Here is a 26,349-nt window from a genome sequence, read left to right as displayed (position 1 = left end):
CTTTAGAGACTATTTCATCTCTTTAGCACGGGCATAGGCGGCATGAATCGCTTCCATGCACCCTTCTCTCACTTTTCCTTTTTCCAGTGCTCCGTATCCGGCGGCGGTTGTCCCTCCCGGACTCATCACATTATCTTTCAAAATGGCGGGATGGGTTGTTTGGATCAGTTTTCCAAACCCTTCAAATAACCCGCGCATTAAAACCATCGCGTCATCACGTTTTAACCCCTCCCGTACCGCACCGTCACAAAGTGCTTCGGCAACGAGGGCGAGATAAGCCGGACCGCTTCCGGCAAGCGCCGTAGCAATATCAAGCTCTTTTTCACTATTAAGCCAAAGAGTTTTTCCGATAGTTTCAAAAAGGGCAATAGCATTGTCAGCGATAGAATGATCCCCGACCAAAGAGGTCATAGAGGCACCAGCTTCGGCGGCAAGATTAGGCATAGCACGACAGTAATGGAAAGCTTCAATCGTCTTGAGCGCTTCCAAAGAGGTTCCGGCAAGAACAGAATATAAAACGTCGGCTTTTCCTTTCAGAAGTGGTGCGACTTCATTCAGATTTGCAGGCTTGACACAAAGAATAACTTTTTTATCTTTTATCGAAGCATTGGCATAGAGGGTTTTAGTGATGGAAATATTTAATGCGGTCTCAAAATTATCCATTGAGGCTTGTGTTCGTCCGATCACTTCGATAGTATGGGTTTTGCATAGCCCTTTAGCAAGAGCAAGAGCCATTTTTCCGTTTCCGACAAAAGTGATGGACTTAGACATCACTCATACCCTTAAGGTAGGTTCTAACCGGTTCGGCAATACCGAAATCAGAACGGTTATCGACAATGATTTGTGCCATCGTCTGGTTATCGGTATTGAAAATCAAAGGGGCAACAAAATTGATAGTTGATTTTTCGATCGGTGTTTGAAGAATCATAATGTTGTAAATTAGAAGATTGCTTTCCGGAGTAATTCCCATTAATGCTTGAAGAGAAGAGGGAATATCAAAGGAGTACTCGCGAAGGGCAAAAGGGTTTATCAGTGTGAAAGATGGCCCCTCGCCTATACTTTCTAGACGCAAAAAAATTTCATCGATTTTTTGGAGTTCCATCTTGGAAACTGCTTCAAAACCAAGCAGGGGAAGTTTTAAATCAAACTGCATAACTACCTTCTTTTATCATTAGTGATCTGATTTTAACACATCAAACTAAAAAGTTTCAACCTCTTGCAGGGGTCTTTAATCTCTTTACGGTAAAATAGCTCATAATTTCAAAATAGTGTAGGTTTTTTCAATGATTAGAACATGGTTAATCGCAATAACGGCACTCATTCTTCTAAGCGGATGCGGGAAAGATCTTGAAGAGTTTAATAAACCCGCGGAATATTGGTATGAAAAGATGGTGAGTGCTGTCTCTAACGGAAATTTGGAAAAAGCGGACAGTTATTTTAGCTCACTCCAAAGCGAACATATCAGTTCACCTTTTTTAGCTGAAGCGACTATGATTATGGCACAAGCCCATATGGCACATGAAGAGTATTTATTAGCGGAACATTTTTTGGATGAGTATATCCGCCGATACGCTACCCCTGCAGGGCGTGAATATGCTGAATTTCTAAAGATTAAAGCCAAGTTTTTAGCCCTTCCGAATCCGGGACGTGATCAAGGTCTGATCGATGATACCCTTCGCGGGGTTGATGCCTTTAAAGGAAATTACCCTTATTCTACCTATTTGCCGTTGGTTCACTCAATGGAGACACAATTACAGCTTGCCCGTGGAGTGCTAAACGAGCAAATCGCACAACTGTATGAGCGTTTGGGCAAGCCTAAAGGGGCCGGTTATTATCGCGCTATCGCCCCTGTTACGTGGATCGATTCGAAAGAAGTTGTACATGCCGAAGTTCCATGGTATCGAGAGATGTTTGAGGGAGACGGTAGCAGCAGCTGGTACGATTTTATGATTCCTCAAACACGCAGTGTTATTTCAATGGACGATAACGAAAGTAAATAAACATAGGATTTTTTTCAATGCAACTTAGTAATTACAGCTCTTTTCCGACCAATTTACCGGTGATTGCGGAGGATGAGCTTTTTTTATACCCGTTTATGATCTCTCCCCTCTTTTTAAATGATGAAAAAAATATTGCCGCTGCAGCCGAAGCGATAGAGAATAATTCACTTGTAATCGTTTGCCCCGTAAAACCTGAGCATGAAGGGGAACGTGAAAGCGATTCGATCTATGATGCCGGCGTTATCGGTTCTATTATGCGTAAAGTTGTTTTACCCGATGGTCGAATCAAGGTACTGTTTCAAGGCCTTGCTCGCGGGCACATTACGGAGATGGTGCATGATAACCCGTTGCGCGCTCATGTCGATTTGATCTCATCGTTGGCGGTGAATGAGCTGAAAATGGATGCGATTTTAGAAGTGTTGCGTGAAAAAGTGCGTGCCCTCTCTCAGGTAAGCAACTATTTCCCCCCTGATCTTCTTCGCACCATTGAAGAAAACCATGAATACAACCGTATTGTCGATTTGATTTGTAGCTCGATCAAGATCAAAAAAGAGAATGCTTACAAGCTCTTTATCGAGCGTGACCCTGAAAAACGGTTTTTGATGCTTATAGATGAGCTGATCGAAGAGACTGAAGCGAATAAACTCCAAAAAGAGATCCGCTCGAAAGTCCACTCCCGCATTGAGAAAGTGAATAAAGAGTATTTTCTCAAAGAGCAGCTCAAACAGATTCAAAAAGAGCTGGGAACCGATACCCACCGTGATGAAGAGATTGAGGAGTTCCGCAAAAAACTCGATGCTAAAAAAGATAAAATGCATCCCGATGCCTACAAAGAGATCAACAAGCAACTCGAGCGTTTCGCACGAATGCATCCCGACAGCGCCGATGCGGGGATGATCCAAACGTATCTCGAATGGGTGCTTGAGATTCCTTACGGCGAAGAGGCGAAAAAAGCGCTCAACATTCACGACGTCGAGAATCAGCTGAACAAAGACCACTTCTCTCTTAAAAAACCGAAAGAGCGTATTTTGGAGTTTTTCTCGGTCAAAGAGCTCCTTGAACTTCGCGGTATTGCCGACAAAGAGGGACGTGGAGCAATCCTTTGTTTTGCGGGCCCTCCGGGTGTGGGTAAAACGTCGTTAGCCAACTCTATTGCAACTGCGCTCAAACGTCCACTTGTGCGGATCGCATTGGGTGGGTTGGAAGATGTAAACGAACTGCGTGGACACCGCCGTACCTATATCGGTGCGATGCCAGGACGTATCGTGCAGGGGGTGATCGAAGCGAAAAAGATGAATCCCGTCATCGTTCTCGATGAGATTGACAAGGTCGCAAAATCGCATCGGGGTGATCCGACGGCGGTATTGTTGGAGATTCTCGATCCTGAACAAAATACCCATTTCAGAGACTATTATCTCAACTTTAACCTTGACCTGTCCAAAGCGATTTTCATCGCGACGGCGAACGATGTAGGGCAGATTCCGGGACCGTTGCGCGATCGTATGGAGTTTATTTCGGTCAGCAGTTATACGCCGCAAGAGAAATTTCAGATCGCAAAACAGTATCTGATCCCCCAAGAGTTGAAAAAACACGGTCTTAAAACGGCGGAGCTCTCTATCTCTAAAACGGCATTAGCCGAAGTGATTGAGAAGCATACGCGGGAAGCGGGAGTTCGTAACCTTCGTCGACGTGTCGCCGATATCGTCCGTAAAGCGGCTAAAAAAATTCTCGAAGAACCGACTACCCAAAAAGTGACGGTGAGTTTGAAAAATCTCAAAGATTTCTTGGAAAAAACGATATTTGAAATTGATCGAACCGATCACATAGATCGTATCGGTGTGGTTAACGGGTTGGCGTGGACAGCAGTGGGTGGAGATGTTCTCAAGATTGAAGCGATCCGTATCAACGGAAAAGGGGTATTACAGCTCACGGGAAGTTTGGGGGATGTGATGAAAGAGTCTGCCCGCATCGCCCTCTCCGTCGTCAAAACTCTGATCGATGAGGGAAAAATCAGTGTCGATCATTCGATTATCCCTCTAAGTCCTGCTGAGAGAGAAAGTGATATCCCACTCGATGCAAGCGAAGTGTATAAACGCTTTGACTTGCACATCCATGTTCCTGATGGGGCTACCCCTAAAGACGGCCCGAGTGCGGGGATCGCGATGTCAACGGTCATCGCTTCGATACTCACAAATAAAAAAGTGCGTGCCGATATCGCGATGACGGGTGAAGTATCGCTCACGGGAAATGTTCTCCCTATCGGCGGGCTGAAAGAGAAGCTGATTGCGGCGCATCGAGCGGGGATGAAACTTGCCCTTATTCCACAGAAAAACTACGATCGTGATTTGAGCGATATTCCCGATGAGGTAAAAGCGGCGATAGAGATCGTCGGTGTCAGTCGAATCGAAGAGGTGTTAAATCGTCTTTTAATCGACGGATAACTTCGAATGCCCTCGGGGCACCATAAAGGTAGCCCCGCAACTTAACCCCTATTTTTAATGCTCTGCACTTTTCACGAAATCCTTTATCCATCACGACAGTATGTTCATAAGGGGCGATAAAAGTATACTTTTTCTCTATGGAGAGGGCAAAGCGTCGCGCAATGATATGTTCTCCCCCTTTTTTAAGTGCCTCTTTATCGTGCTGCGTGAGGAGAATGCCACGCGATTTGAAAAAGCGATCGATTCCGTACAGGAGTGAGCGGAATGTGTGCGGGTTGTGTGCGTAGGAGAGCTCTTCCGCCGATAGGAAATCCATCGGTTCAATCAACGACTCATTATCCTCTTCAAGATAGCGAAAACTGCGACGGATGGCATCTCGATAATCACGCATCATCGGCGCACTGTAGCGATGGCGGAAAAAGTTGCGGGTGTATCGCTCATCGGCATTGCTTTCATCGATATGGTGAGGGATATTATGTGTATGAAGATACGCTTCGATAGAGTCGCGATCCCATTCCAAAAGAGGGCGCAGTATCTCGATATCATCACGCCGGTCGTGTGAGCGAATCCCAAGCATCTCAGGAAGACCTGACCCTCGGCACATTTGCATCATCAGCCACTCTAACCGGTCGTTGAGCTGATGGGCGGTGAGGAGATAGCGGTAGGAGTGCTTTTTCATCAGATAGCCGAAAAATTTGTACCGCTCTTCGCGGGCGCGGTGTTCAAAATTGACTCCTCCCAATCGGCAGGAGTGGATATAGTATTGCAAATTGTATTTTTGTGCGAGAGCAATTGCACTTTGCTCCTCAGCATCGCTGGACTCGCGGGTGTGGTAGTTGACATGGGCAATGTCAAACGTAATATTATGTTCAAGTAGAAGATGGAAGAGGGCGGTTGAATCGACCCCGCCAGAAAAGGCGAGGAGAACTCTCTCCTCTTTTAGAAGATCAAGATGGAGGAGTTCAGACATTTCCCGTTACGGTCGCCAAAGGGCGTGTTTGTGCAAGTTCAGTGATACGGGCACGGTAGATTTTACCGAAACTGAGCTCACCCTCTATTTCGCGGTCGTTGACGTAAATTTCGCCGTCCACATCGGGTGCCCAGTTGAGGGCCCGTGCGCTTAGGAGGAATTCGTGTTCGTCACTCTCACCGTCTATGATGAGAGAAATTTCTTGAGTAACGAGTTTTTGTAGACTTTCCACTTCGACGTTAGAAGCGATTTTCCCCAATTTTTTGGCACGGGCGTTGATCACTTTGGGAGCGATTTTTTCATCCATTGTATACGCACTCGTCCCCTCTTCGTCGGAGTAGCTGAAAACGTTGAGGCGATCAAACCCGAAACTCTCTGCAAATTCCGCCATCTCATCGAACATAGCCTCAGACTCTTGCGGATGACCGACGATGAAGCTGGTACGGATAAAGGGGTTAGGGAGTGCTTTCATTGCATTGAGGAGTTCGAGGGTTTTGGCTTTTCCAAACCCTCGCTTCATGATACGGAGCATATCGTCGTTGATGTGTTGGATCGGCATATCGAAATAGTTATGGAACACTTTCGAATCTCCGATTGTTTTGATCAGTTTCAATGTTGTGGTCGAAGGGTAGAGATACAAAATCCGAGCGCTTTTTACCCCATCGATCAATTCGATCCGTTTAATGAGGTGAATAAGGCCGTCTTGCGTATTTTGATCCCGCAGATACGAACTAGAGTCTTGGGATACGAAACTGAAATCATAATACCCTTTGGCAACCAACCCTTCGACCTCGCGGGCGATACTCTCTAAATCACGCGAATGGAGTTTCCCTTTGAACGAGGGGATGGCGCAGAAACTGCACACTTGATTGCACCCCTCGGAGAGTTTGACATAAGCATGGTAGGTTGATCCCGTTACGACCCGCTCGGCACCGTCGATCAGATAGACCTCAGGGGTAAAACGGCTTTGTTTGGCGGCAAGGAGTTCATCGATTTTGTCGTAATCGCCGACACCGGTGAAAATATCGACCTCTTTGAGTTCTTTGGAAAGTTCCTCTTTGTATCGCTCAGAAAGACACCCCGCCATTACCAGAACCGAATCACGTTTGCGCCCTGCGTCGAGATTGAAAATAGTGTTGAGTGACTCTTGTTTTGCCGCATCGATGAACCCGCAGGTATTGACGATGATAACGTCTGCTTCATCACTTGCATCGGTCATTTCAAAATCTTTGAGCCGTCCGAGCATCACCTCGGTATCGACGAGATTTTTGGTACAACCGAGTGAAACGATATGAAGCTTTTTAGACATTCTATCCCTTTGGAAAAATATAAACGTATTATATCCAAGAGAGAATTTGATACACTTTCAACATGAGATATATAATCGTCCTTTTAGCTTTAATCCCGTTGATGTTCATGGGTATCCTCTTTCTTTACGGATCGGGGATCGTGTGGTTTGATGAAGTGGTCGTATGGGGCGAAAATGCTTTTTCTTCTTCTCTCCCCATTGTGAAAAATAAACTCTACTTTTTCTCCAAAATTGCAGGAATAAGTGCATTATGGCTCCTTATCCTCGCTTTTTGGGTTCAGCCTCTGCGTACCTATATCCGTTTTGATCTGGTGGAGTTTAAAAAACTGCTCGGGGGTTTTGCTGTAGGATACGCAGCACTGCATCTGCTTTTCTTTATCGCGTCACACCAATTTGCCCTTGGGTATATCGGAAAATTGTTTTTTACCCATCTCTTTTTAACCGTCGGTTTGGGTGCGTTGCTGGTACTCTCCATCGCTCCGCACGTCAAAGCGTGGTACAAGATTCTTTACATTGGAGTCGTTCTGGTTATTATCCACCTTTTGCTTGGTTACCGCACGTTAGAAACAGCTCATATTATCGCTATTTCATTGCTGGCTCTGGGCTTGGCACTTCGACTGATTAAGCGTTAAATGAAACACTACGATGTGCTTATCCTTGGAGCAGGGGCGGGCGGGCTTATGTGCGCCGCACAGGTACGCCAAAACAGTTCCCTCTCTGTCGCGATTATCGAGGGAAATACCCGACCTGCGCTGAAACTCAAAGCTTCGGGCGGAGGCAAATGTAACCTTACCAACGTAGAGGTCGATGAGAGTCACTTTCTCGGAGATGAAAACCTTGTCAAACAAGCGTTATCGGTATTTGGACAAAAAGCACTTTTGGACTATTTCAAAGCAGGCGGATTGCGACCGGTAATCCGTAAAGAGCGCTATTATTTCTGTCCGAAAAGCTCCGATGAGATTATCACTATTTTGATGGGAAAAACAAGCGGATGCGATCTCCTTTTGGGATATAAAATCCTTTCCGTAGAGGGGCAAAATCCGTTCGTGGTAACTACCGATAAGGGGAAGTTTACCGCCGAAAAAGTGGTTGTGGCAACAGGTGGGGCAAGTTATAAAGAGCTTGGTGCGAGTGATATAGGATTGAAAATCGCTCAAAGCTACAGGATAAAAACCGTACCGTTTTCCCCTGCATTGGTGGGACTGACACTGCAACCTAAAGAGTTTTGGATGAAAGAACTTAGCGGAATCAGTTTCCCTGCCCGAATTCATGTCGCGGGGAAAACGTTGGATGAGGATTTGCTCTTTGCCCACAAAGGGATTAGCGGTCTCGTTGTCCTCTCCGCGTCGCTTTACTGGCATAAAGGTGAAATTGTGATCGATTTTCTCCCCGATTTTGATGTGAACATCCTTAAAAAAGAGAAAAAGAGTATCTCTACGGCAATCCCCCTGCCTAAACGGTTTATGAAAGCTTTTTTAGAAGCAATAGGGCTGGAAGACAAAGGGTGCAACCGTTTGAATCCGCAGGAATTCGAAAAGCTTTTGAGTATCCGTCACTATGCCATGGCACCCTCAGGGACATTTGGTTTAGCCAAAGCCGAAGCGTGTCGCGGCGGAGTCGCATGCGAAGAACTCAATCCTCTTACAATGGAGGCGTATACCGTTCCCAATCTTTATTTTATCGGTGAAACGGTGGACGTGACGGGGGAACTTGGGGGATATAACTTCCAGTGGGCGTTTAGCTCAGCGGTGATGTGTTCAAAAACCATTATGCTATAATCGTATCAAATACTATAGTCCTAAGGTATGAGATGAAACGTCAACGTGTCATTATTGTCGGCGGCGGGTATGCGGGGGTAAAAGCACTCCAAACTCTTGCCTCCTCAAATCTATGTGATATAGTTCTGATCGATCAGCACCCGTACCATTATCTCCAAACCGAAGCGTATGAACTGATTGCCAATGAGTGCTCGATGACCCGTGTCACGATCGATTTGGTCGCTTTATGTCTGAGTTACGGTGAACATGTGACGTTTATCAAAGATACTGTGCGTGAGATCGATTTTGAGAACAAATGTGCCAGCGGGCAAAACTCGTGCCATCCCTATGATTATCTTCTCCTCTGTAGCGGTAGCCGAACGGCGTATAATAGTGCTACTCCGGGGCTACGTGAACACTCCCATGGGGTTAAAACTCTCCCCAGTGCTCTCTCTTTTAAACATCAGTTTGAACAACGCCTTTATGCACGTATGGAGAGCGAGGGGGGATGGTGCAGTGAACCTTTTAACGTCGTTATCGGCGGTGGCGGATTGAGCGGTGTCGAGATTGCCGCCGAGATGGCAAACTATATCCGTGTATTTCATAAAGATAACACCCTTACTTGCGATAATATCCATATTTTTTTAATTATTCCGCACCAGAGCGTTTTGGAGGGGATGGAGCCGTATCTGATTAAAAAAGCGACACAGAGGCTCACGCAGCTCGGGGTAAAAATCATCAATCACTCTCGTATCACCTCGGTTGAAGAACATACTGTAATGCTGAACAATGATAAGAGTCTTTGTTTTGATTTTATGATTTTTACGGGAGGGATAGTTGCTTCAACATTGACATCGACAATCAATGTTTCTAAAAATAAAAAGTCGCAGCTTATTGTCGATGAGTATTTACGTGTCGGGATGTATGATAAGGTATTTGCGGCAGGCGATATTGCCGAGCTTCGAGAATTTGATGGAGAATTACTTCCCCCTACAGCCCAGAGTGCCGAGCAAAGCGGCATCTTTGCGGCAGAAAATATTCTTGCATCGATTGAGAATCGTGAGATGAGACGTGCCAAAATACGGATGGAGGGGATGATGGTGGCACTAGGGGGAAATTACGCCGCCATTTCTCTCTTTGGAGTGATTCGAATCAGCGGTCTTTTGGGGTATTGGGTGAAAAGAATAATTATGCGAGGATACCGATATCTCCTTCATCGTCAATGTACAAAAGGGATGGAGTATCTCTCTAAAACTAAACCCCAATGTCACACGGGATTTTAATTTTTTCTCAGTACAATTACACCAATTAACATCGAGGAATATCCTATGATCCTTTTAGCCGGACCGTGTGTCATCGAAAGTGAAGAGTCGATTTTTAAAATCGCCAAAAGCTTAGAGCGTTACCAAAATGACCCGCGCTTTGATTTTTATTTCAAATCGAGTTTTGATAAAGCTAACCGTACGTCACTCGATAGTTATCGCGGACCGGGAATCGAAGAGGGACTTCGGATCTTGCAAAAGGTCAAAGACGATTTCGGCTATAAAATCGTCACCGATGTCCATGAGAGCTATCAAGTTCCCATCGCAGCGGAAGTGGTCGATATGCTTCAAATCCCCGCTTTTTTATGCCGTCAAACCGATTTGCTCGTAGCAGCGGCTAAAACCGACAAGATCGTTAACATCAAAAAAGGGCAGTTTATGACCCCTGCCGATATGCGTTTTTCGGTGGCGAAAGTACTTAAAACGCGCGGGTGTGATGAGGTTAGCTACGAAGCTTCCCAAAAACACGGCGTTTTGTTGTGTGAGCGGGGTTCATCCTTTGGATACGGCAACCTCGTCGTTGATATGCGCTCCCTCGTCATTATGCGCGAATACGCTCCCGTTATTTTCGATGCGACCCACTCGGTACAGATGCCGGGTAATGGTACAGGTAAAACAGGTGGAGACAGCTCGATGGTCCCTCACCTCGCACGCGCCGCGGCAGCCGTCGGAGTGGACGGATTTTTCTTCGAAACACACTTTGATCCTATTTGCGCTTTGAGTGACGGACCAAATATGCTAAAATTAGAACAATTAGAAGCGTTAAGCGAAACGCTGTTGAAAATTGACTCACTTAAAGGAAATTGAAAATGAAACTTATCGAAGGACAACTTCGTGTTCGCACGGACAAAAGAGTAGCGATCGTTAGTACACGCTGGAACCACTTTATCGTTGATCGTCTCGTAGAAGGGGCAAAAGATGCCTATGCACGTCACGGCGGAAACGCGGATGAGTTGACTCACGTTTTGGCACCGGGTGCGTTTGAACTTCCTATGGTAATTGAGCAGCTTCTCAGCAGTGGTAAATACGATGCGGTATGTGCATTGGGTGCGGTCATTCGCGGCTCAACTCCTCATTTCGATTATGTCTCTGCTGAAGCGACCAAAGGGATTGCAACGGTAAGCTTGAAACATAAAAAACCGGTTTCATTCGGTCTTTTGACGACCGATACCATCGAGCAGGCGATTGAACGTGCAGGAACCAAAGCAGGGAACAAAGGGTTCGAAGCGATGACCGTTGTTATCGAGATGCTTGATCTGTACGCTGAGATCGGCGCATAATGGCGACACGTCATCAAGCCCGCATGGCGGTTGTGAGTTTATTGTACGCATACGATTTAGGAAATCAGACAATCTCTGATTTTAGTGATGAGATTCTCGAAGAGAAAAAGATCCGTAACAAACAGCGTGATTTTGCCCTTGATTTGTTCAAAGGGGTAACGGACCATTTGGAAGAGGTAGACGAAGCAATCATTAAACACCTCAAAGATTGGGATTTCGACCGTTTGGGATCGATTGAGCGCGCCACGCTCCGTCTTGGCGGATATGAGATTATGTTCGGAGAACTCGATTCGGCTGTTATCATCAACGAAGCAATCGAAGTTGCAAAAGCATTCGGAAGCGAGCAATCACCGAAGTTTATTAACGGCGTTCTTGACGCTATTTCGCGAGATAAATAGGTCATTATGCGTCTTAGTAAAGAACAAGCCTTAGAACTTATCCGTCATGCTGACCTCAAAGAACTGGGGAAAATGGCGACGGCTCGAAAAAAAGAGCTCCATCCTGAGGGGATCACGACCTTTGTCGTAGACCGTAATATCAACTACACCAACGTTTGTTGGGTTGATTGTAAGTTCTGCGCTTTCTACCGTCACGGTAAAGATGAAGATGCCTATGTCCTCACCTTTGAAGAGATCGACCAAAAAATCGATGAACTCCTTGAGATCGGCGGGACACAGATTTTGTTCCAAGGGGGTGTTCACCCGAAACTCAAAATCGAATGGTACGAGGATTTGGTGGAACATATTCACACCAAATATCCGACGATCACCATCCACGGCTTCTCTTCGATTGAGCTTGATTTTATCGCTAAAGTTTCCCATATCTCGATTCAAGAGTGTTTGAGCCGTTTGAAAGCCAAAGGGCTCGCATCGATTCCGGGTGCAGGGGCTGAGATTCTCAGTGACCGTGTACGCGATATTATCGCTCCGAAAAAAATGGATTCGTTAGAGTGGGTGGATGTACACCGCCAAGCGCATAAACTCGGTATTATGTCAACAGCGACGATGATGTACGGGACGGTCGAGACCGATGAAGAGATTATCGAGCATTGGAATCTCATCCGTGATCTTCAGGACGAAACACACGGCTTTAGAGCCTTTATTATGTGGTCGTTTCAGGGGCAGAATACCCAGCTGATGGAAGAGCATCCCGAGATTGAAAAACAATCATCCAACCGTTATCTTAGACTGTTAGCGGTATCTCGTCTCTTTTTAGATAATTTCCCCAATATCCAAAGTTCTTGGGTGACCCAAGGGCCTTACATCGGTCAGATGGCATTGCTGTTCGGGGCAAACGATTTGGGCTCTACCATGATGGAAGAGAACGTTGTCCGCAGTGCGGGGGCAGGGTTTAGGATGGCAAAAGATGAGATGGTACATTTGATCCGTGATATCGGAGAAATACCGGCAATTCGTAATACGGCGTATGAGATTTTGGAAAAATTTGAGTGACACGTTTATTTTTAGCGATTTTACTATTAGGGCAAGCACTTATGGCAAGCACATTGGATTTTATAGAAGTTAAAGGGGTAAAAATCCCTTTTATTTTCGAAGAGGATAAACGTCTTCCGATCGTCTCTATGCAGGTTGTCTTCACCCATAGTGGCAGTATTGATGAGGGGAAATCTTTTGGTTTGGCGCGGCTCAGCGGCAAAATGTTGAATGAAGGGTCACTAAGACGCGGTTCCGTCGGTTTTGCCGATGCCCTTGACGCACGTGCTATACAGCTCAGCAGCAATGCGGGGAATGAGACGTTCGTTATCGAACTAGGATCTCTCAAAGAGGAGTTCGATACAGGACTCTCCCTTTTAAACGAACAGTTGCGAGAGCCTAACTTTACCGACAAATCACTCGAAAAAGTAAAAACAATGGCACTCAGCGATATCGCCCGTAAAGAGGCTGACTTCGATACGGTTGCCTCTGAAGAGCTTAAAGCGGTTCTTTTTGAAGGGACACCGATGGCGGTGCCTAATATCGGGACTAAAAAGAGCATTAAAGCGATTAATCTGAGTGATATTGAAACGTTTAAAAAAGATCATTTAATCCTTAACAATGCCCTTATCGTTATGGGAGGCGATATTTCTATCACTGAGGCAAAAGCGAAAGTGCAATCTCTCCTGAGTCTATTAGAAGCGGGTAAAATAGGGAAAGAGCGCCATTACGAGCCGCGAAAAGAGCCAAAAGAATCGATCCTAAAGCGTCCTCAGACGGAGCAGGCTTATCTCTATTTCGGTGCCCCATTTGCTATGAATGAGGGTGATCCGGAGTTTTTTAAAGCCCGTGTCGCCATGTTTATCCTCGGCTCCAGCGGATTTGGAAGCCGATTGATGGAGGAGATTCGAGTGAAGCGTGGACTTGCTTACTCCGCTTATTCCCGTCTCTCGGTTGCGAAAACTAATACCTATTTCAGCGGTTATTTGCAAACCAAACTTGAATCGCAGGATGAAGCTAAAAAAACAGTGGTTGAAGTAATCGATACTTTTGTTCGAGGCGGTGTCACCCAAAATGAGCTTGATCAAGCGCGTAAATTTTTGCTCGGTTCTGAGCCGTTGCGTGTCGAAACTCTCTCTCAGCGTTTGGGTCGAACATTCAGCGAATATTATCAGGGCAAACCGCTCGGATCGAGTGCGCAGGAATTGGAGATGATTCGTACCCTTACCCTAGAGGATGTGAACGATTTTATCAAACGCCACGGCGAAATTCGCGATCTTAGCTATGCTATCGTTACCAAGTGAGGAGGGTGAAAAGTTTCACCGTTTAGGGATTGGAAGTATCACCGCTCTCTCCCTCCTCACCCCTACCTCGTTCGAAGATCGTCGTTTAAGCAGTGAGCTACTCCATAACTCCGCCTGTGTTATCGATGCGACGGTAGAGCACGTTGTACGCACTCCTAAAACCCTCAAAATCACCTTTTTTGCACATAATCTAGAGAGTGTGATTGAGGGGGTAATATTTCATCCCAAGCCCTATATGATTCATCAATTCCCCCGTGGAGAGCGTGCTTTTTTCAGCGGCAAGGCGCAGTGGGAGTTGGGAAAATGGACGATAGTCCATCCGATGAAGATCAGTGCCGTCGGCTCCCTCGTTCCGATTTATAAAACGCCGCTTCGTGCCGATGTGATGCGCCGCTTAGTTGAAAAAAATATTACCGTTGAAAATATTATTGCAGACGGACTTCCCGAAAAGATAGCCCGTGAACTTTATGCAATCCATTTTCCCGATCTTCCAAAGCCTCTGAATGAACAGCAATATCACGCCCTTAAATTTGCCGAACTTTTTGAGTATATGCGTCGTCTCCGTCTTAAACGCCGTTTTCATAAAACCTCCTATCGTGCTTCAGGTGATGTTCATGCGTGGATAAAAACCCTTCCGTTCGAATTGACGGAGGATCAAAAAAAAGCGATTGGCGAGATTGAGAGTGATCTCAGAGGGCAATATGGCTCTCGACGGATGATTGTGGGGGATGTCGGATCGGGGAAAACGATGGTGATTTTAGCCTCTGTTATTTTGATGCGTCCTTATCGCTCCATTTTGATGGCACCGACGACGATCCTTGCGGCTCAGCTCTATGAAGAGGCGCAAAAATTTCTCCCCAATTTACGAATAGCATTGGTGACCAATGCAACAAAAAAGGGCTCTTTGGAAGAGTATGATTTCATCATCGGAACCCATGCATTGCTTCATCGAAGCCTCCCTGAAGCGGGACTCGTTATGGTGGATGAACAGCACCGTTTCGGAACGGCACAGCGCCATTCCTTAACGAAACTTACCGAGAATGATACCTCTCCACACTATCTCCAATTCTCCGCCACCCCGATTCCCCGTACACAGGCGATGATCGATTCGGCCCATATTGATGTGAGTCTGATCGTCCAAACCCCTTTTACCAAAAATATCACAACTCGCATCATCGGTAAAAGTGATTTTACAAAATTATTAGATCGTATTCGCTTTGAGATTTTACAAAAGCATCAAGTCCTTATTGTCTATCCGCTGGTAGAGCAAAGCGAGAGCATCGATTACCAAAGCATCGAGGAAGCGCGAGGGTACTGGGAAAAAAATTTCGAGAATGTCTACGTCACCCACGGCAAAGACAAAGAGAAAGAGGCGGTATTGATGGAGTTTCGCGAAAAGGGGAGTATTCTCCTTGCGACCACCGTCGTCGAAGTAGGGATCTCTCTCCCGCGACTCTCCACAGTCGTGATCGTCGGAGCGGAACGGTTGGGTCTCTCGACACTCCATCAGCTGCGCGGTCGGGTGAGCCGTACGGGGTTGCAGGGGTATTGTTATCTCTATACGAATAAAAGCGGTAAAAATGAGCGTTTAGAGTCGTTTAGCAGTTGTACCAGCGGATTTGAGATAGCGGCACTCGATCTGAAATTTCGCTCAAGCGGTGATTTATTAGAGGGGAGTATCCAAAGCGGTAAAAAATTTCGGTGGGCGGATATCGGTGAAGATGAAGAAGTTGTAAGAGAGGTCAAGAATTATCTTGACCTTCAAAAAGGTTAATATAACCCGAAACGTCCGTCACCGCGTTTGTAAAGGACACGCATTTTCCCGTCATTGTCATAAAATACTTCAAAAACTTTGGTACTCTCTTTGAGTTTTTCTACCACTTCGGCAACCTCTTGAGGTTTGTAGAGAACCAATTCTGTCGGAACAATCTCATCTTCCATCGCTTCATTGGCAGCGTGCAAATCGATAGTGTGCGAGGCTGCTAGTTTTGCTTCATTGAGCCCTTCATTTTTATGATCAGAAATGCGGTCATGAAGACGGCGAAGTGCTTTTTGGGCACGGTCGATAGCGATGTCGATAGCGGCGTAGAGATCATCGTCACGTTGGGTGATTACAATAGTGTTTTTTCCGGCAACGTTGATCGTAAATTCGATCGTCACCCCTTTTTTGCGTTCGTTCGAGCTGGCAACGGCATTAACGCTGATAAGGTCGAGATGGTATTTAGATAGTGTATCGATAGAGTGCATCAGATGATCTTTAATGGCATCGCTGAGCTCGATATGGCGTCCGACGAGAGAGATATTCATAGTTGTCCCACCTTAGTGTTATATTGAGGAAAGTTTGATTATAACACACAAAAAACAAACGTCAAGAAGTTTTATAAAAAGAGAATCGATACACGATCAATAATTATTAACGCATTTTAATCGCCATTTAATCTGCATAGCACTACAATCAAAAGATAGCGTCTCCTCGCATAAAAGCTTTAGTAAAGAGGGACAATGGTCGATAGTAATCGATTAGATAAATTGGGTATATGGATGAGTGCTACCGAGCCCCGCTTTTGTGTCCCTTAAAATCCTAAGGAGGATGAGATGAAAATAAATAAACTTTTTTTACGATGGATAGCGGTTTTTGGAATGGTGATGGTTATGAGTCCATCAGGATGGTGCTCTGATGCGTGTAGTAATACTACAGATCATAGTTTCACCGTATCTGGAGTGGATTCAAATTATACAGATTCATATTCTGGGAATCAGTTTGATAATGGCGATAATGAATACTATTACTTTAATATTCCATCCGCTGGTACTTTAACCTTTACCCGAGATGCTGATAATGACGTAGCATATAAATATCATTTATCTAGTTGTCCTGATAATAGTACGGGCACAGTACTAAATAATAATAATACTATAACTTTTACAGGTGCAACTGATTTTAATATGCGTATTAAAAGCACTGCAAATAATCAGGTATATGCATTTAGTTTCAATTTTGTTCCCAATGCAACTGCAGTTAATGATTCATATATTACTGGCAAAAATAGTGTATTAAGTGAAAATATATTAACTAATGATATGGGAGATTCATTAAGTGTAATAACAAATACGGCTCCATCGCATGGAGTACTTGCTTTGGATGCAAATGGATCTTTTACGTATACACCGGAAGTCGATTATCTTGGAAATGATTCGTTTACTTACACAATTCAGGATGGATTTGCTCATACCTCCACGGGAACGGTGAATATAATAGTTAAACTTCCTGAGATAGGTTGGGAACAAGTAGTTTATCAAACAAGTGAAAATACGACTCTCCCTTATGGTGGAGTATCACAAATGCCTATGAAAATATCATTGGATACTGTGGTAGAGTACCCGATTAGTGTAATGTACACTACGTATGATTTAACTGCTATTGGGGATAGTGATTACCGTATTGCAGGAGGAAGTGTAACAATTCCAGCAGGACAAACAGAAGTCACTGTTAATATGGATATTTATCACGATGAAATAATTGAATTGACAGAAAGCTTTAGAGTAACTCTTTCGAATCCGACTGGAAGCGGGGGGGTTTCACTAAAAGCAGGATATGATATTGCAACAGCCAGTATTATGGAACAATTAACAGCTCCTATGTGTTACAACGATACATTTAGTACGGAATTAGACGAAAAATGGCGGACACTTTATAGTAACGGAACCTTTACCCCGCAAATTAACAGTGGACATCTCAAACTCACTCCGGGTAAAAAAAATATTGCTACAGCCGTTACAAAGGACTATGAGTTTCCTTCTCAAGGGAATTTAATAATTGTAGAATTTACCCATTATGCATATGGAGGATGTTTTGAAGAAAGTCCTGCTGAAGCAGGATTAGGTACCTATGGTGCGGATGGGGTTGTCGCCGTATTGTATGATTCAGCAGTGGGAGCATCCCCAACACCTGGCGCATATGGAGGATCAATGGGATATGCTCAGGGACATGGAAATCCTGGGTTTCAAGGTGGTTGGCTTGGTCTTGGCTTGGATGAATATGGGAACTTTGCTAATCCTACAGAAGATCGTGTTGGTGGTCCTGGATTTCATACGAATGCTGCAGTCATTCGTGGAGATGGTAGTGGTATGTCCGGATATGAATTCTTACAAGAAGCGTATCCTTTAACAACGCCTATTGCACCGGAAGTTGACTATACAAATCCGGCTAAATTACCGGGTGATAAATTTCGTTTGACTGTGGATGCTCGTGATAATGCTCACTTGTACATCCGTCTTGAACGAGACACTGGATCAGGATATGTTACGATTATCAATGGATTTGATGCTAAAAATCCAGTTTATAATCAAACTACTACTCCTGCATTGGTCCGTTTTGCATTAACCTCAGGAACTGGGGGTGGGTGTAATGCTCATGAAATTGATGATTTGACAGTTTGGGGACGATGTACTCCTTATAATCCAATTCCACCAACTCCACCAAGCAACACAGGAGCAGTTGATGTAGTCGATAATTATCCAACCAATGGGTACACAGCTCGGACAGGATTAAAAACAAAAATAACATCAAAAACAGATGCTAATCACTTTTTAGATGCAGTTTGGTTAGGGACGGGAGGGGGCTCGAGTGCAATTCCTTATTATACTGCTGGTAACAATGATGTAGTTGATATGCCAGTACTTTTTTATGTTTCTGATATTAATACAACCGATGATAATGGATCATGTACAGCTGAGCGTTATCAAATTATTGGGAATAATGGGCAACCTTTGATATCTACTTTTTCTGCAGGGGACACGTATGCAAGAACAACATCGACATACACAATACAAGCACAAGCTAAAAAACATTCTAAAATAGTTCCGAAATATATTAATTTTTATGGAATGAATCTAATAGATCCTTCGATTACCTGTTTGGTAAATAGCTCTAATAGCGGTAATATTGAAGGAATGCCACAATGTGTAAATAGTGGAAGTCAGTATTTACAAGCATTTGGACAAGCAGCTGTTGATAGATGTCGAGGAACATTAAATGGCGCTCCTTGTGAACCTGCCAATCATGGTATTGGAACGGGTGTATATGCTCATAATTATGGATGTTATCAATGTACTTTGGACGCTTTAGGGACAAAAGGATGTTCATCGGATGCATATGCGATAAGACCAAATAAATTTACAATCACATCGAATTCTTCCCATTGGCCTGATCTATTAACTTCTGCATCTGACTACAATATAACATTACAGGCATTGACATTTCAAAATGGATTAACGAATGATTATAATGTTACAAATGCCCGTAATATTTTAGAATTGAATACTAGTGCAAGATACTATCCTAATAATGTACTAGATACAACAAATGGACTAGTTGGATTCTTTTCAATGGGAACAGGTGATTTTAATATGAGTAATGGAATCTCTGTTAAAAGTGGAATAGTATCTAATGAAGTAATGCCAGTAAATTTTTCAGATGTAGGAAAAATGACATTACAAGTCATAGATAAAGTTTGGTCTGCAATTGATAATGATGATTCACAACTAAATTGTAATGGAACTTTTATATGTGGAAACACTAATGCAACTTATATCCCCTCTACTTTTAATATTTCTACTTTGAGGCTCAGTAATAACAATGGGAATCCGGGTACTTTTACGTATCTTGCGCGAATCGGGGATGATGAAGCTACATTAAAAATGATGTCAGGCCGTTTTGATTTAAATGTAAGTGCTCAAAATAACAATGGAGCGATCACTCGAAATTTCAGACAAGGGGCATGGGAAAAAAGTGTAACCATCACTCCTATTGTGTTTGATAATCTTCATGGTGATGCAAATGAAACAGTTATTAACAATTTAGCCATAGGGTTTGGAAGCGGGGGCGATGAAAATGGTACAAAATATTTAGCATGGAATGAAACTAATAGTAGTTTAATGCTTCGATTTAATTTTAATAAATCACCAACTATAACAGTGAATCCATTCAGCGTCAATGGAAATGAAACAAATGTATCAATTATTTCATTTTATACGGGTACTGCTCCTATTGGAGATAGAAATGTTTCTGGTTCTCGTATAGAAAATGCTGATCAAAATGTTACTTTTGTTTACGGGCGTATCGTTCCACGCGATGTACGGGTATTTGGAAATGTCGGTTTTACTGCAAACGCTTGGTATGAAGTATTTAACACCCCGACATTAGCTGGAACGGGCTTAGCACCTAGTCGTAATTCATCGCAATGGTTTATCAATATACTGCATAACGATAATAACGACGGAGACGGGAATATTACCCGAATACAAAATAACAGTAATGGTACGGTAACGACTGTTAATATGTGGAGTAATGAGGTCAACGGAATGGAGACATATACCCTTGGTCCTATTGCTCCAACTTATAGCGGTAAAGCTCATATCAATACTGATCCGTGGTTATGGTATGGTATCAATGCCCTCGAGTATAGTGATCCATCTAATCCTAATCTCGACTGCCAAACCCATCCATGTTTCAATATTAATGTTGTCCCGAATATTGGAACAGCGGGCAGTTCTACCAATACCAAAATACTCGGAAGCGATAAAGCTAATAAAGGGACATCAAGAGGAACGGGAGTAACCTATGATTACACTCCGGCAACACGATAATGAGAGGTTCTAAAATGCGCTTAGCTATGGCGATGATCGAGCTTATATTTGCCATAGTCATTATAGCCATCAGCGTCATCACCATTCCCTCTATGATGAATGTAGCCGATAATGCCTCCAAAGGGATGATTATCGATGAGGATATTCTCAAGCGGATGATGGGGGAGATCACCAAGGTCTCTCAAGCACGATGGGATCGAAACTCGACCGCTCCCGATTTTGGTTCACTTCAGATTGCTGGAGATATTGATTTGCCTTGTAATGTTGACCCTCTTAGAGGAGCAGGAACATACCGTGCAAATCCTGATTCAAGTATGGCCTGTTCTGCTAATGCTCCGATGATGGCAGTAGCTGCGGTAAATGGAAATTTGAATTTGACTCAAGGGATAGAGCAACTTCATAACAACCCCTATAATTTAGAAATAAATGCAACAGGGGCTAATAATACAATCTATACGATTCAGATTGAGTATCGAGTGAATTATGTTGCTGCTACAATATCTGCTATTAATGCAGGAATGGCAACGGCAACATGGACATTGGGGTCATCGGCAAATATGAACCCTTTTAATGCTGGGACACAAACTCATCTCAAACAAATTGTCGTTCGAACTCATAACCCTGCTAATCCTGATGTCGATATGACATTGACTTTTTTTAAATCCAATGTTGGGAAGTTCTCCGAATGAAGCCTATAAATAATCGCAAAGCTTTTACTATGATAGAGCTTTTGTTTGTCATGGTTATTATGGGAATAGTCGGGGGATTGGCACTGGAAGTTTTGCGGCAATATTATGATGGAATTTATCGAACGGGTGAGTATTCCAAACGAGTTGCTCAAGCGGATCACATCCTTGAGCAGGTATCCAAATATTTTGAAAATGGAATCTCCGCTTCGATTATCCGTTTGGATCAAAATAATGTGTCATTTGGTAGTCAATGTGATGGTATCCCTGTAACAGGAGATGAAAAGAACGATTATACGATTGCTTTTGTTGCGGTGGATAATGATGGGTTGAGAGGATTTTGGAATGCAGGGTTAGGGCGTTGGCTTTCGGGGTGGACAAGCGATGTTTTGAGTGTCGGAAATACGTTGATTTCGGCGGATGCTAACTATACCTCTATCAATCCGGGGAATTCCTTGGTGGGTGCAGCTATTTTTCGGAGTGATGGTATGGGAGAGGGAGCAGATGAATGTCATCGGTTTGGTTGGGATCTGACAGGTGCAGCTAATGTTGAAAATCATGTTTATGCAACAATACAGTCAGTGGATTCCGATACAGCCCTTACCCTTGATAAAGTGTTAAGTATCAGCGGGCAGGCAAGTCGGGCGTATGTGATGCGGACAGCCTATGCATTTCGAGCAAAGAACGGTCTGTTTAATATGTACACGGGATTTGAACCGTGGAATAATGAACAGTATAGTGGAGCTACTGCACGACTTTTAGCCGATAAAGTGACACACTTTACTATTTTGTATGACAATAGTAATACTGTAATGAACTCGAATGTCGGTAATATTTATACCCTCAAAATCTGTCTGCAAGGGCTAGATGAGAATTTAAGTGATTCGAATCTTTCCGCAAATCAAATTTGCCGTGAAAGGATGGTACATGTCCGTTACTAAACGCAAAGGGTTTGCCATGATTCTGGCGATTTTTGTCGTTGTTATGGTTGCTTTAGGGGGAGCCTTGCTTTTATCCAATGCCGCCAAAGGGAGTAAATCGATCTCCGATAATTATCTCAGAGCTCAGGCAGAGCTATTGGCGCAGAGTGCCACTGAGTATGCTCTTATGAGGGCGCAGGGGGTTGATACGACAGCGGGGGCGTGTTTGAATCAGCTCAATATCACCGTAAACGATGCAGGAGGAACTGCTATTTTCGATATTAATGTTTCCTTAGCCTACTCATTTGAAGGAGCGGCAGCGGCAGGATGTACAACGCTGGCTGACACTACCGGAAAAGATACGATGGTACTGATTGATGCGACAGCTGTAACGCGCGCGACTATCACAACAGAACCTATCCGTGCGCATAGACGTTCTTGGCAAAAGCTGTAAGAAGAAAAAAAGGGTTCATGGTTTGACATACCCAAAGGGCACAAGTGCTCACCACGAACGGGAATAAAGTTAAAGTGCTAACTGAGCGATTTTTGCGAGGACATCTTTTTCACGAACCGGTTTCATCAAGAAACCGTTGGCTCCGCATTCTAATGCTTCCCCTTTTTTAGTCTCATCGGTGGTGAGGACGATAACGGGAAGTTGACGGAGGGATTCATCCGCACGAATGACTTTGAGCATTTCGATCCCGCCCATAACCGGCATAATGATATCGAGGAGAATGATATCAATATCGTTTTGGGATTTGAGTACACCGATGGCATCGGCACCATTTTTCGCCTCTACTACAGCGGAGACATTCGGGGTTTTCATGAGCATGGTCTTGAGTAGTTTTAGGTTGATCATATCATCATCGACCGCGAGAACTTTTAGTTTCTTCTCATCCATTTAGATTTTCCCCATTCGCTTAGATAAATTTTTCAAAAACAAGACGCAATAAATCTTTGTTGATGATATTTTTGATAATTTCATGAACATACATTGCATCCTCAGCTTCTTCCGGAACACTTGGATCGATGAGCATAACCAGAGACGTATCGCTGCTATTAGAACGGATTATATCATACAGATCCTTGAGATTTAATCCACTTAATTTTTTATCAAAAAGGGCAAGTTTATAGCGATGATTACTGATTTCTTCTTTGAGTTGATCGGAAGTTGTGACACTTTTGTAGGTATAGCCTAAATCATCAAGAATGCGGGTGAAGAGTTTTAATTCCAGAATATTTTGTTTCGCTATCAGTATATCGGCTTCATAGGCTGATACCCGCTCTTGAATCATAGGCTCATCAATAATAGCCGACTCTTCTTCCGGTTTCGGTAGGATTGGATCCTCTTCATTAGCCTCCATCAATGTATTGATGGACTCTTCCTCAGGAAGGGCAATAAGACTCTCTTCCGGAATCTCAGGAATAATAGTTTCACTTCCTTGTTCGACTATGACATCGCTGCTTGTCATAAGAGGAGCTGATTCTTCAGAGGAAGCAACAATCTCGTGAACCGATTTCGGTACAGGGTTGATTTCAATAATCTTATGGGATAAAAAGTTGTTGAGTAATGAGATTATTTCTGATCGTACCAGCGGTTTGGTGGTATATTCATCCATTCCAGCTGCCATAAACCGCTCACGGTCCCCTTTAAGTGCATTTGCCGTCAAGGCAACGATAGGGATATGATTATGGCCATAATCCTCTTCGAAATCCAAAATCTCTTGGGTTGCTTCGATGCCGTCAAGTACGGGCATTTGAATATCCATAAATATAATGTCAAAATTACCGTTTTTGCGTTTTTCAAATGCTTCAAGCCCATTGTTGGCTATCGTGATTTCTAATCCTAGATCTTCAAGAGTACGTCGAATCAGTTTTTGGTTGATAATATTATCTTCAGCAACGAGTGCGGTTGCGGCAAAACGGGAGTTTTTCTCATCGAACTTTTTGCGGCGTGATACTTTTACTTTACGGTTGCTAAATGCTTCGGCATCATACGCATCAAGGGTGATGCGAATTTTTGAACTGTTAAGAGGCTCATACAATACTTTGAAAATATCGATTCCCAGAGAGTCGATTTTTTTCATATAGAATGATTTGGTAATGAGAACCAGCTGTTCTTGTGATGATGCATACGTAAGAATATCATCATCGGTTGTGTAGTCATTGTCAATAAATAGCAAGTCGTAATTAACTTGCCGCTCCAACATTCTAAGCTCATCTAGTTCATGAAAAGTGGTATAACTCACTCCGAAATAGTCGAGATACTCTTTAAGATAGGTATTTTGGAGTTTCTTCTTCGAATGGTTCTCTAATATGACGGCATTGATATTGGAAAATGATCCCTTAAGCGGTTCATTAAGGGTTTCAATCTCTTCAAACTCTAGTGTAAAGAAAAATGTTGTGCCGTTGCCCGGTTCGCTTTCAAGATCAAGCTGTGACCCCATCAATTCAACGAAACGGCTTGAAATGGTGAGTCCTAAACCGGTACCGCCGTATTTACGGGTAATTGACGTATCGGCTTGTGAAAAGGCTTCAAAAATACGGGAGCGTTGCTCGCTGGTAACTCCGATTCCATTGTCTTTTACTTGGAAACGGACTTTGGTTCGATTGAGGGTATCACACTCTACTCGGCGTATATCGACACTGATAGCCCCGCCGCTGTTGGTAAATTTGACGGCATTGGAAAGAAGGTTGATAATGACCTCTTTGATTTTAGTCGGATCCCCTTTGAGCGGTCGCTCCAGGCTCGGATCGACATAACATGCAAGGTCGATATGCTTTTCGGAAGCACGGACTCCGTAGACTTCAACGGCACTTTCAAATTCATCGATCGGATTAAAGACAATCTCCTCAATTTCAAGTTTATTGCTTTCGATTTTTGAGAGGTCGAGAATATTATTAATGATTTCAAGAAGGTTCTCAGAACTTTTTTCAATGATATCGATAAACTCTCGTTGTTCGTCATGAAGGTCGGTATCTTTGAGTAGCTCGGTAAATCCGACGATACCGTTAAGAGGGGTACGAATTTCATGGGACATATTGGCCAAAAACATCGATTTTGCTTCGGAAGCTTCCATCGCGTATTGCTTATCATTGAGGGTTTGCTCAATGATACGTTCCAGCAAGCCATACGCTTGGGCTGTACCTGCTGTGGTATCGAGGTTAATGGTATGGCTGAGAACTTCAGCTTCGCTGTCGTGCGTATCTTCTGCAACCCGTTTGAGAACCGATTCAAGATTTTTGATGTTGGTGGTGATTTCAGCAGAGAAAAAATAGCCTAAAATCGCAACCAAAACTCCCAATATCCAGACGGCAATAGCGATGATGAGGACTTGAACCGCTTGTTCTTGTACGATAGAAGCACGAGCGTCCATGGCATCGATCAAAACTTTTTCAGCTTCGTTGATGGCATCGATTTTTTCAGAAATCATGGCAAACCAAATACCCGATTGGGTTTGATAGGCACCGGTGGTGCTGGTTTGCAAAATAGTGGTTCGTTCTGTCGTGATATCAAGGAAAAGCTCGCTGTTATCTTCACTGTAAAGGGTTGCTTGGAGTTTTGACTGGATCGGTTTGTTACTCATTCCTTCGAGATTGAAGGTATCGGCTTTTGCAATTAACGTAACCCATTTATTGAGTTCTTCTTCGGCAAGAGGGGTTGCCCGTGAGAGAACATAGGTAATGTAGTCACGTTCCACACTGCTGTATTCGTTTGCACGAACTAAAGAGAGGTAGGCAGAAGAGAGGGAATTAACTTCGTCATCAAAATGTAGTGTTGCCAGTTTGGCCAGTTCATTGATGAGCTGTTCTTCCGATTTACCGTACAGATCGGTAAAAATTTTATCAAAATTGGCATTGCCGTTATCGACGTAGGGACGAGATTGATTGATCCCTCGCTGTAGATCACTGATGAGTTTTGATAATGCAGAGGCTTTTGAAGCTTCTTCTGCATTCATATGTTCTAGGGTTGTAAGATGTTTTTGATACGCATCGATTTTTTGATCGACAATAGCTCGTTGCGCATGAAGTGATTTTAGGGTGGCCGGTGAAGCATTCCCCATATACATTACCGTCATTCCGCGTTCGCGTGAAAGGTTATTGATCAGATCATTGAGTTGTTTGTTTCCCTCAAGTCTTACTTGAAGCTGTTCCGCCCCTTTGTAGCTGACATACGCATTATAAACGTAGTAGCTTGCGAGGATAAAAAGTATCAGAATCGGTAAGAGACTGATGAGGCGAAGTCGATTTCTAAGTCCTAGTTGCATGGGGTCTCCTATAT

At 43.7% G+C, this 26,349-nt stretch carries 22 protein-coding genes; 15 read left to right on the top strand and 7 right to left on the bottom strand.

What is annotated here, in order from left to right; all coding sequences use genetic code 11:
- Positions 1–9: 9 nt before the first annotated feature.
- Positions 10–771 (bottom strand): pyrroline-5-carboxylate reductase, encoded by a 762-nt coding sequence (locus Q8O20_RS01915; protein ID WP_305529765.1) that lies wholly within the window; start codon positions 769–771, stop codon positions 10–12.
- A complete protein-coding gene (fliW, locus tag Q8O20_RS01910; RefSeq protein WP_304737998.1) occupies positions 764–1,153 on the bottom strand; it encodes a flagellar assembly protein FliW in 390 nt (129 codons plus the stop codon). Before fliW ends, Q8O20_RS01915 begins: the two co-directional genes overlap by 8 nt.
- 130 nt (positions 1,154–1,283) lie before the next feature.
- On the opposite strand from fliW, the gene Q8O20_RS01905 reads away from it, so the two are divergent.
- Both Q8O20_RS01905 and lon read left to right on the top strand, forming a co-directional pair.
- Complete coding sequence (locus tag Q8O20_RS01905; protein WP_305529764.1) at positions 1,284–2,000, top strand: outer membrane protein assembly factor BamD; 717 nt, start codon at positions 1,284–1,286, stop codon at positions 1,998–2,000.
- A 17-nt stretch (positions 2,001–2,017) separates the two neighbouring features.
- A complete protein-coding gene (gene lon / locus Q8O20_RS01900; protein ID WP_305529763.1) occupies positions 2,018–4,441 on the top strand; it encodes an endopeptidase La in 2,424 nt (807 codons plus the stop codon).
- Here the strand turns inward: lon and tilS are convergent.
- Both tilS and rimO read right to left on the bottom strand, forming a co-directional pair.
- Positions 4,395–5,411, bottom strand: a complete 1,017-nt coding sequence (tilS, locus tag Q8O20_RS01895; RefSeq protein WP_305529762.1) for a tRNA lysidine(34) synthetase TilS — start codon at positions 5,409–5,411, stop codon at positions 4,395–4,397. The genes lon and tilS overlap by 47 nt on opposite strands.
- Positions 5,404–6,720 carry a 30S ribosomal protein S12 methylthiotransferase RimO gene (gene rimO, locus Q8O20_RS01890; protein ID WP_305529761.1) on the bottom strand — a complete coding sequence of 439 codons (1,317 nt, stop codon included), beginning with the start codon at positions 6,718–6,720 and terminating at the stop codon, positions 5,404–5,406. The genes tilS and rimO overlap by 8 nt, the downstream gene beginning before the upstream one ends.
- 62 nt (positions 6,721–6,782) lie before the next feature.
- On the opposite strand from rimO, the gene Q8O20_RS01885 reads away from it, so the two are divergent.
- Genes Q8O20_RS01885 through recG form a run of 9 tightly spaced genes read left to right on the top strand, consistent with a single transcriptional unit; the run spans position 6,783 to position 15,587 of the window.
- Positions 6,783–7,352, top strand: a complete 570-nt coding sequence (locus Q8O20_RS01885) for a hypothetical protein (RefSeq protein ID WP_305529760.1) — start codon at positions 6,783–6,785, stop codon at positions 7,350–7,352.
- Positions 7,353–8,498, top strand: coding sequence for an aminoacetone oxidase family FAD-binding enzyme (locus Q8O20_RS01880; RefSeq protein WP_305529759.1), 1,146 nt, complete (start codon positions 7,353–7,355; stop codon positions 8,496–8,498).
- Positions 8,499–8,530: 32 nt separating this feature from the next.
- Positions 8,531–9,760 (top strand): NAD(P)/FAD-dependent oxidoreductase, encoded by a 1,230-nt coding sequence (locus tag Q8O20_RS01875; RefSeq protein ID WP_305529758.1) that lies wholly within the window; start codon positions 8,531–8,533, stop codon positions 9,758–9,760.
- A gap of 45 nt (positions 9,761–9,805) precedes the next feature.
- Complete coding sequence (gene kdsA, locus Q8O20_RS01870) at positions 9,806–10,606, top strand: 3-deoxy-8-phosphooctulonate synthase (protein WP_305529757.1); 801 nt, start codon at positions 9,806–9,808, stop codon at positions 10,604–10,606.
- A 2-nt stretch (positions 10,607–10,608) separates the two neighbouring features.
- Entirely contained in the window at positions 10,609–11,079 is a 471-nt protein-coding gene (gene ribH, locus Q8O20_RS01865; protein WP_294893601.1) for a 6,7-dimethyl-8-ribityllumazine synthase, read from the top strand.
- Positions 11,079–11,477, top strand: a complete 399-nt coding sequence (gene nusB, locus Q8O20_RS01860) for a transcription antitermination factor NusB (protein WP_305529756.1) — start codon at positions 11,079–11,081, stop codon at positions 11,475–11,477. Before ribH ends, nusB begins: the two co-directional genes overlap by 1 nt.
- A gap of 6 nt (positions 11,478–11,483) precedes the next feature.
- The gene (locus Q8O20_RS01855; RefSeq protein WP_305529755.1) at positions 11,484–12,530 is read left to right on the top strand and encodes a dehypoxanthine futalosine cyclase; all 1,047 of its coding nucleotides are present in this window, start codon (positions 11,484–11,486) and stop codon (positions 12,528–12,530) included.
- Positions 12,531–12,571: 41 nt separating this feature from the next.
- Positions 12,572–13,813: a pitrilysin family protein gene (locus Q8O20_RS01850; RefSeq protein ID WP_305529754.1), complete on the top strand. Its 1,242-nt coding sequence runs from the start codon at positions 12,572–12,574 to the stop codon at positions 13,811–13,813.
- On the top strand, positions 13,794–15,587 hold the full coding sequence (gene recG, locus Q8O20_RS01845; RefSeq protein ID WP_305529753.1) for an ATP-dependent DNA helicase RecG: 1,794 nt from the start codon (positions 13,794–13,796) through the stop codon (positions 15,585–15,587). Before Q8O20_RS01850 ends, recG begins: the two co-directional genes overlap by 20 nt.
- Here the strand turns inward: recG and hpf are convergent.
- Complete coding sequence (hpf, locus tag Q8O20_RS01840) at positions 15,584–16,120, bottom strand: ribosome hibernation-promoting factor, HPF/YfiA family (protein ID WP_304739962.1); 537 nt, start codon at positions 16,118–16,120, stop codon at positions 15,584–15,586. The two genes, recG and hpf, sit on opposite strands and share 4 nt — an antisense overlap.
- A gap of 288 nt (positions 16,121–16,408) precedes the next feature.
- Here hpf and Q8O20_RS01835 point away from each other — a divergent pair, with 288 nt between their 5' ends.
- From Q8O20_RS01835 to Q8O20_RS01820, 4 genes are read left to right on the top strand one after another with little or no spacing between them, the layout of a single operon-like run.
- A complete protein-coding gene (locus Q8O20_RS01835) occupies positions 16,409–20,461 on the top strand; it encodes an Ig-like domain-containing protein (protein WP_305529752.1) in 4,053 nt (1,350 codons plus the stop codon).
- Positions 20,461–21,150 carry a hypothetical protein gene (locus tag Q8O20_RS01830; RefSeq protein ID WP_305529751.1) on the top strand — a complete coding sequence of 230 codons (690 nt, stop codon included), beginning with the start codon at positions 20,461–20,463 and terminating at the stop codon, positions 21,148–21,150. The genes Q8O20_RS01835 and Q8O20_RS01830 overlap by 1 nt, the downstream gene beginning before the upstream one ends.
- On the top strand, positions 21,147–22,088 hold the full coding sequence (locus Q8O20_RS01825; RefSeq protein ID WP_305529750.1) for a type II secretion system protein: 942 nt from the start codon (positions 21,147–21,149) through the stop codon (positions 22,086–22,088). The genes Q8O20_RS01830 and Q8O20_RS01825 overlap by 4 nt, the downstream gene beginning before the upstream one ends.
- Positions 22,075–22,521 carry a type II secretion system protein gene (locus Q8O20_RS01820; RefSeq protein WP_305529749.1) on the top strand — a complete coding sequence of 149 codons (447 nt, stop codon included), beginning with the start codon at positions 22,075–22,077 and terminating at the stop codon, positions 22,519–22,521. The genes Q8O20_RS01825 and Q8O20_RS01820 overlap by 14 nt, the downstream gene beginning before the upstream one ends.
- Positions 22,522–22,590: 69 nt before the next feature.
- Here the strand turns inward: Q8O20_RS01820 and Q8O20_RS01815 are convergent, their stop codons facing one another.
- Together Q8O20_RS01815 and Q8O20_RS01810 are read right to left on the bottom strand one after the other, a co-directional pair.
- A complete protein-coding gene (locus Q8O20_RS01815) occupies positions 22,591–22,968 on the bottom strand; it encodes a response regulator (RefSeq protein WP_304739610.1) in 378 nt (125 codons plus the stop codon).
- A 19-nt stretch (positions 22,969–22,987) separates the two neighbouring features.
- Positions 22,988–26,335, bottom strand: coding sequence for a nitrate- and nitrite sensing domain-containing protein (locus tag Q8O20_RS01810; protein ID WP_305529748.1), 3,348 nt, complete (start codon positions 26,333–26,335; stop codon positions 22,988–22,990).
- Positions 26,336–26,349 lie beyond the last annotated feature (14 nt).

It is taken from the genome of Sulfuricurvum sp. (genome assembly GCF_030691015.1).
Classification (GTDB): Bacteria; Campylobacterota; Campylobacteria; order Campylobacterales; family Sulfurimonadaceae; genus Sulfuricurvum.
This window is presented reverse-complemented; position numbering and strand designations above follow the sequence as displayed.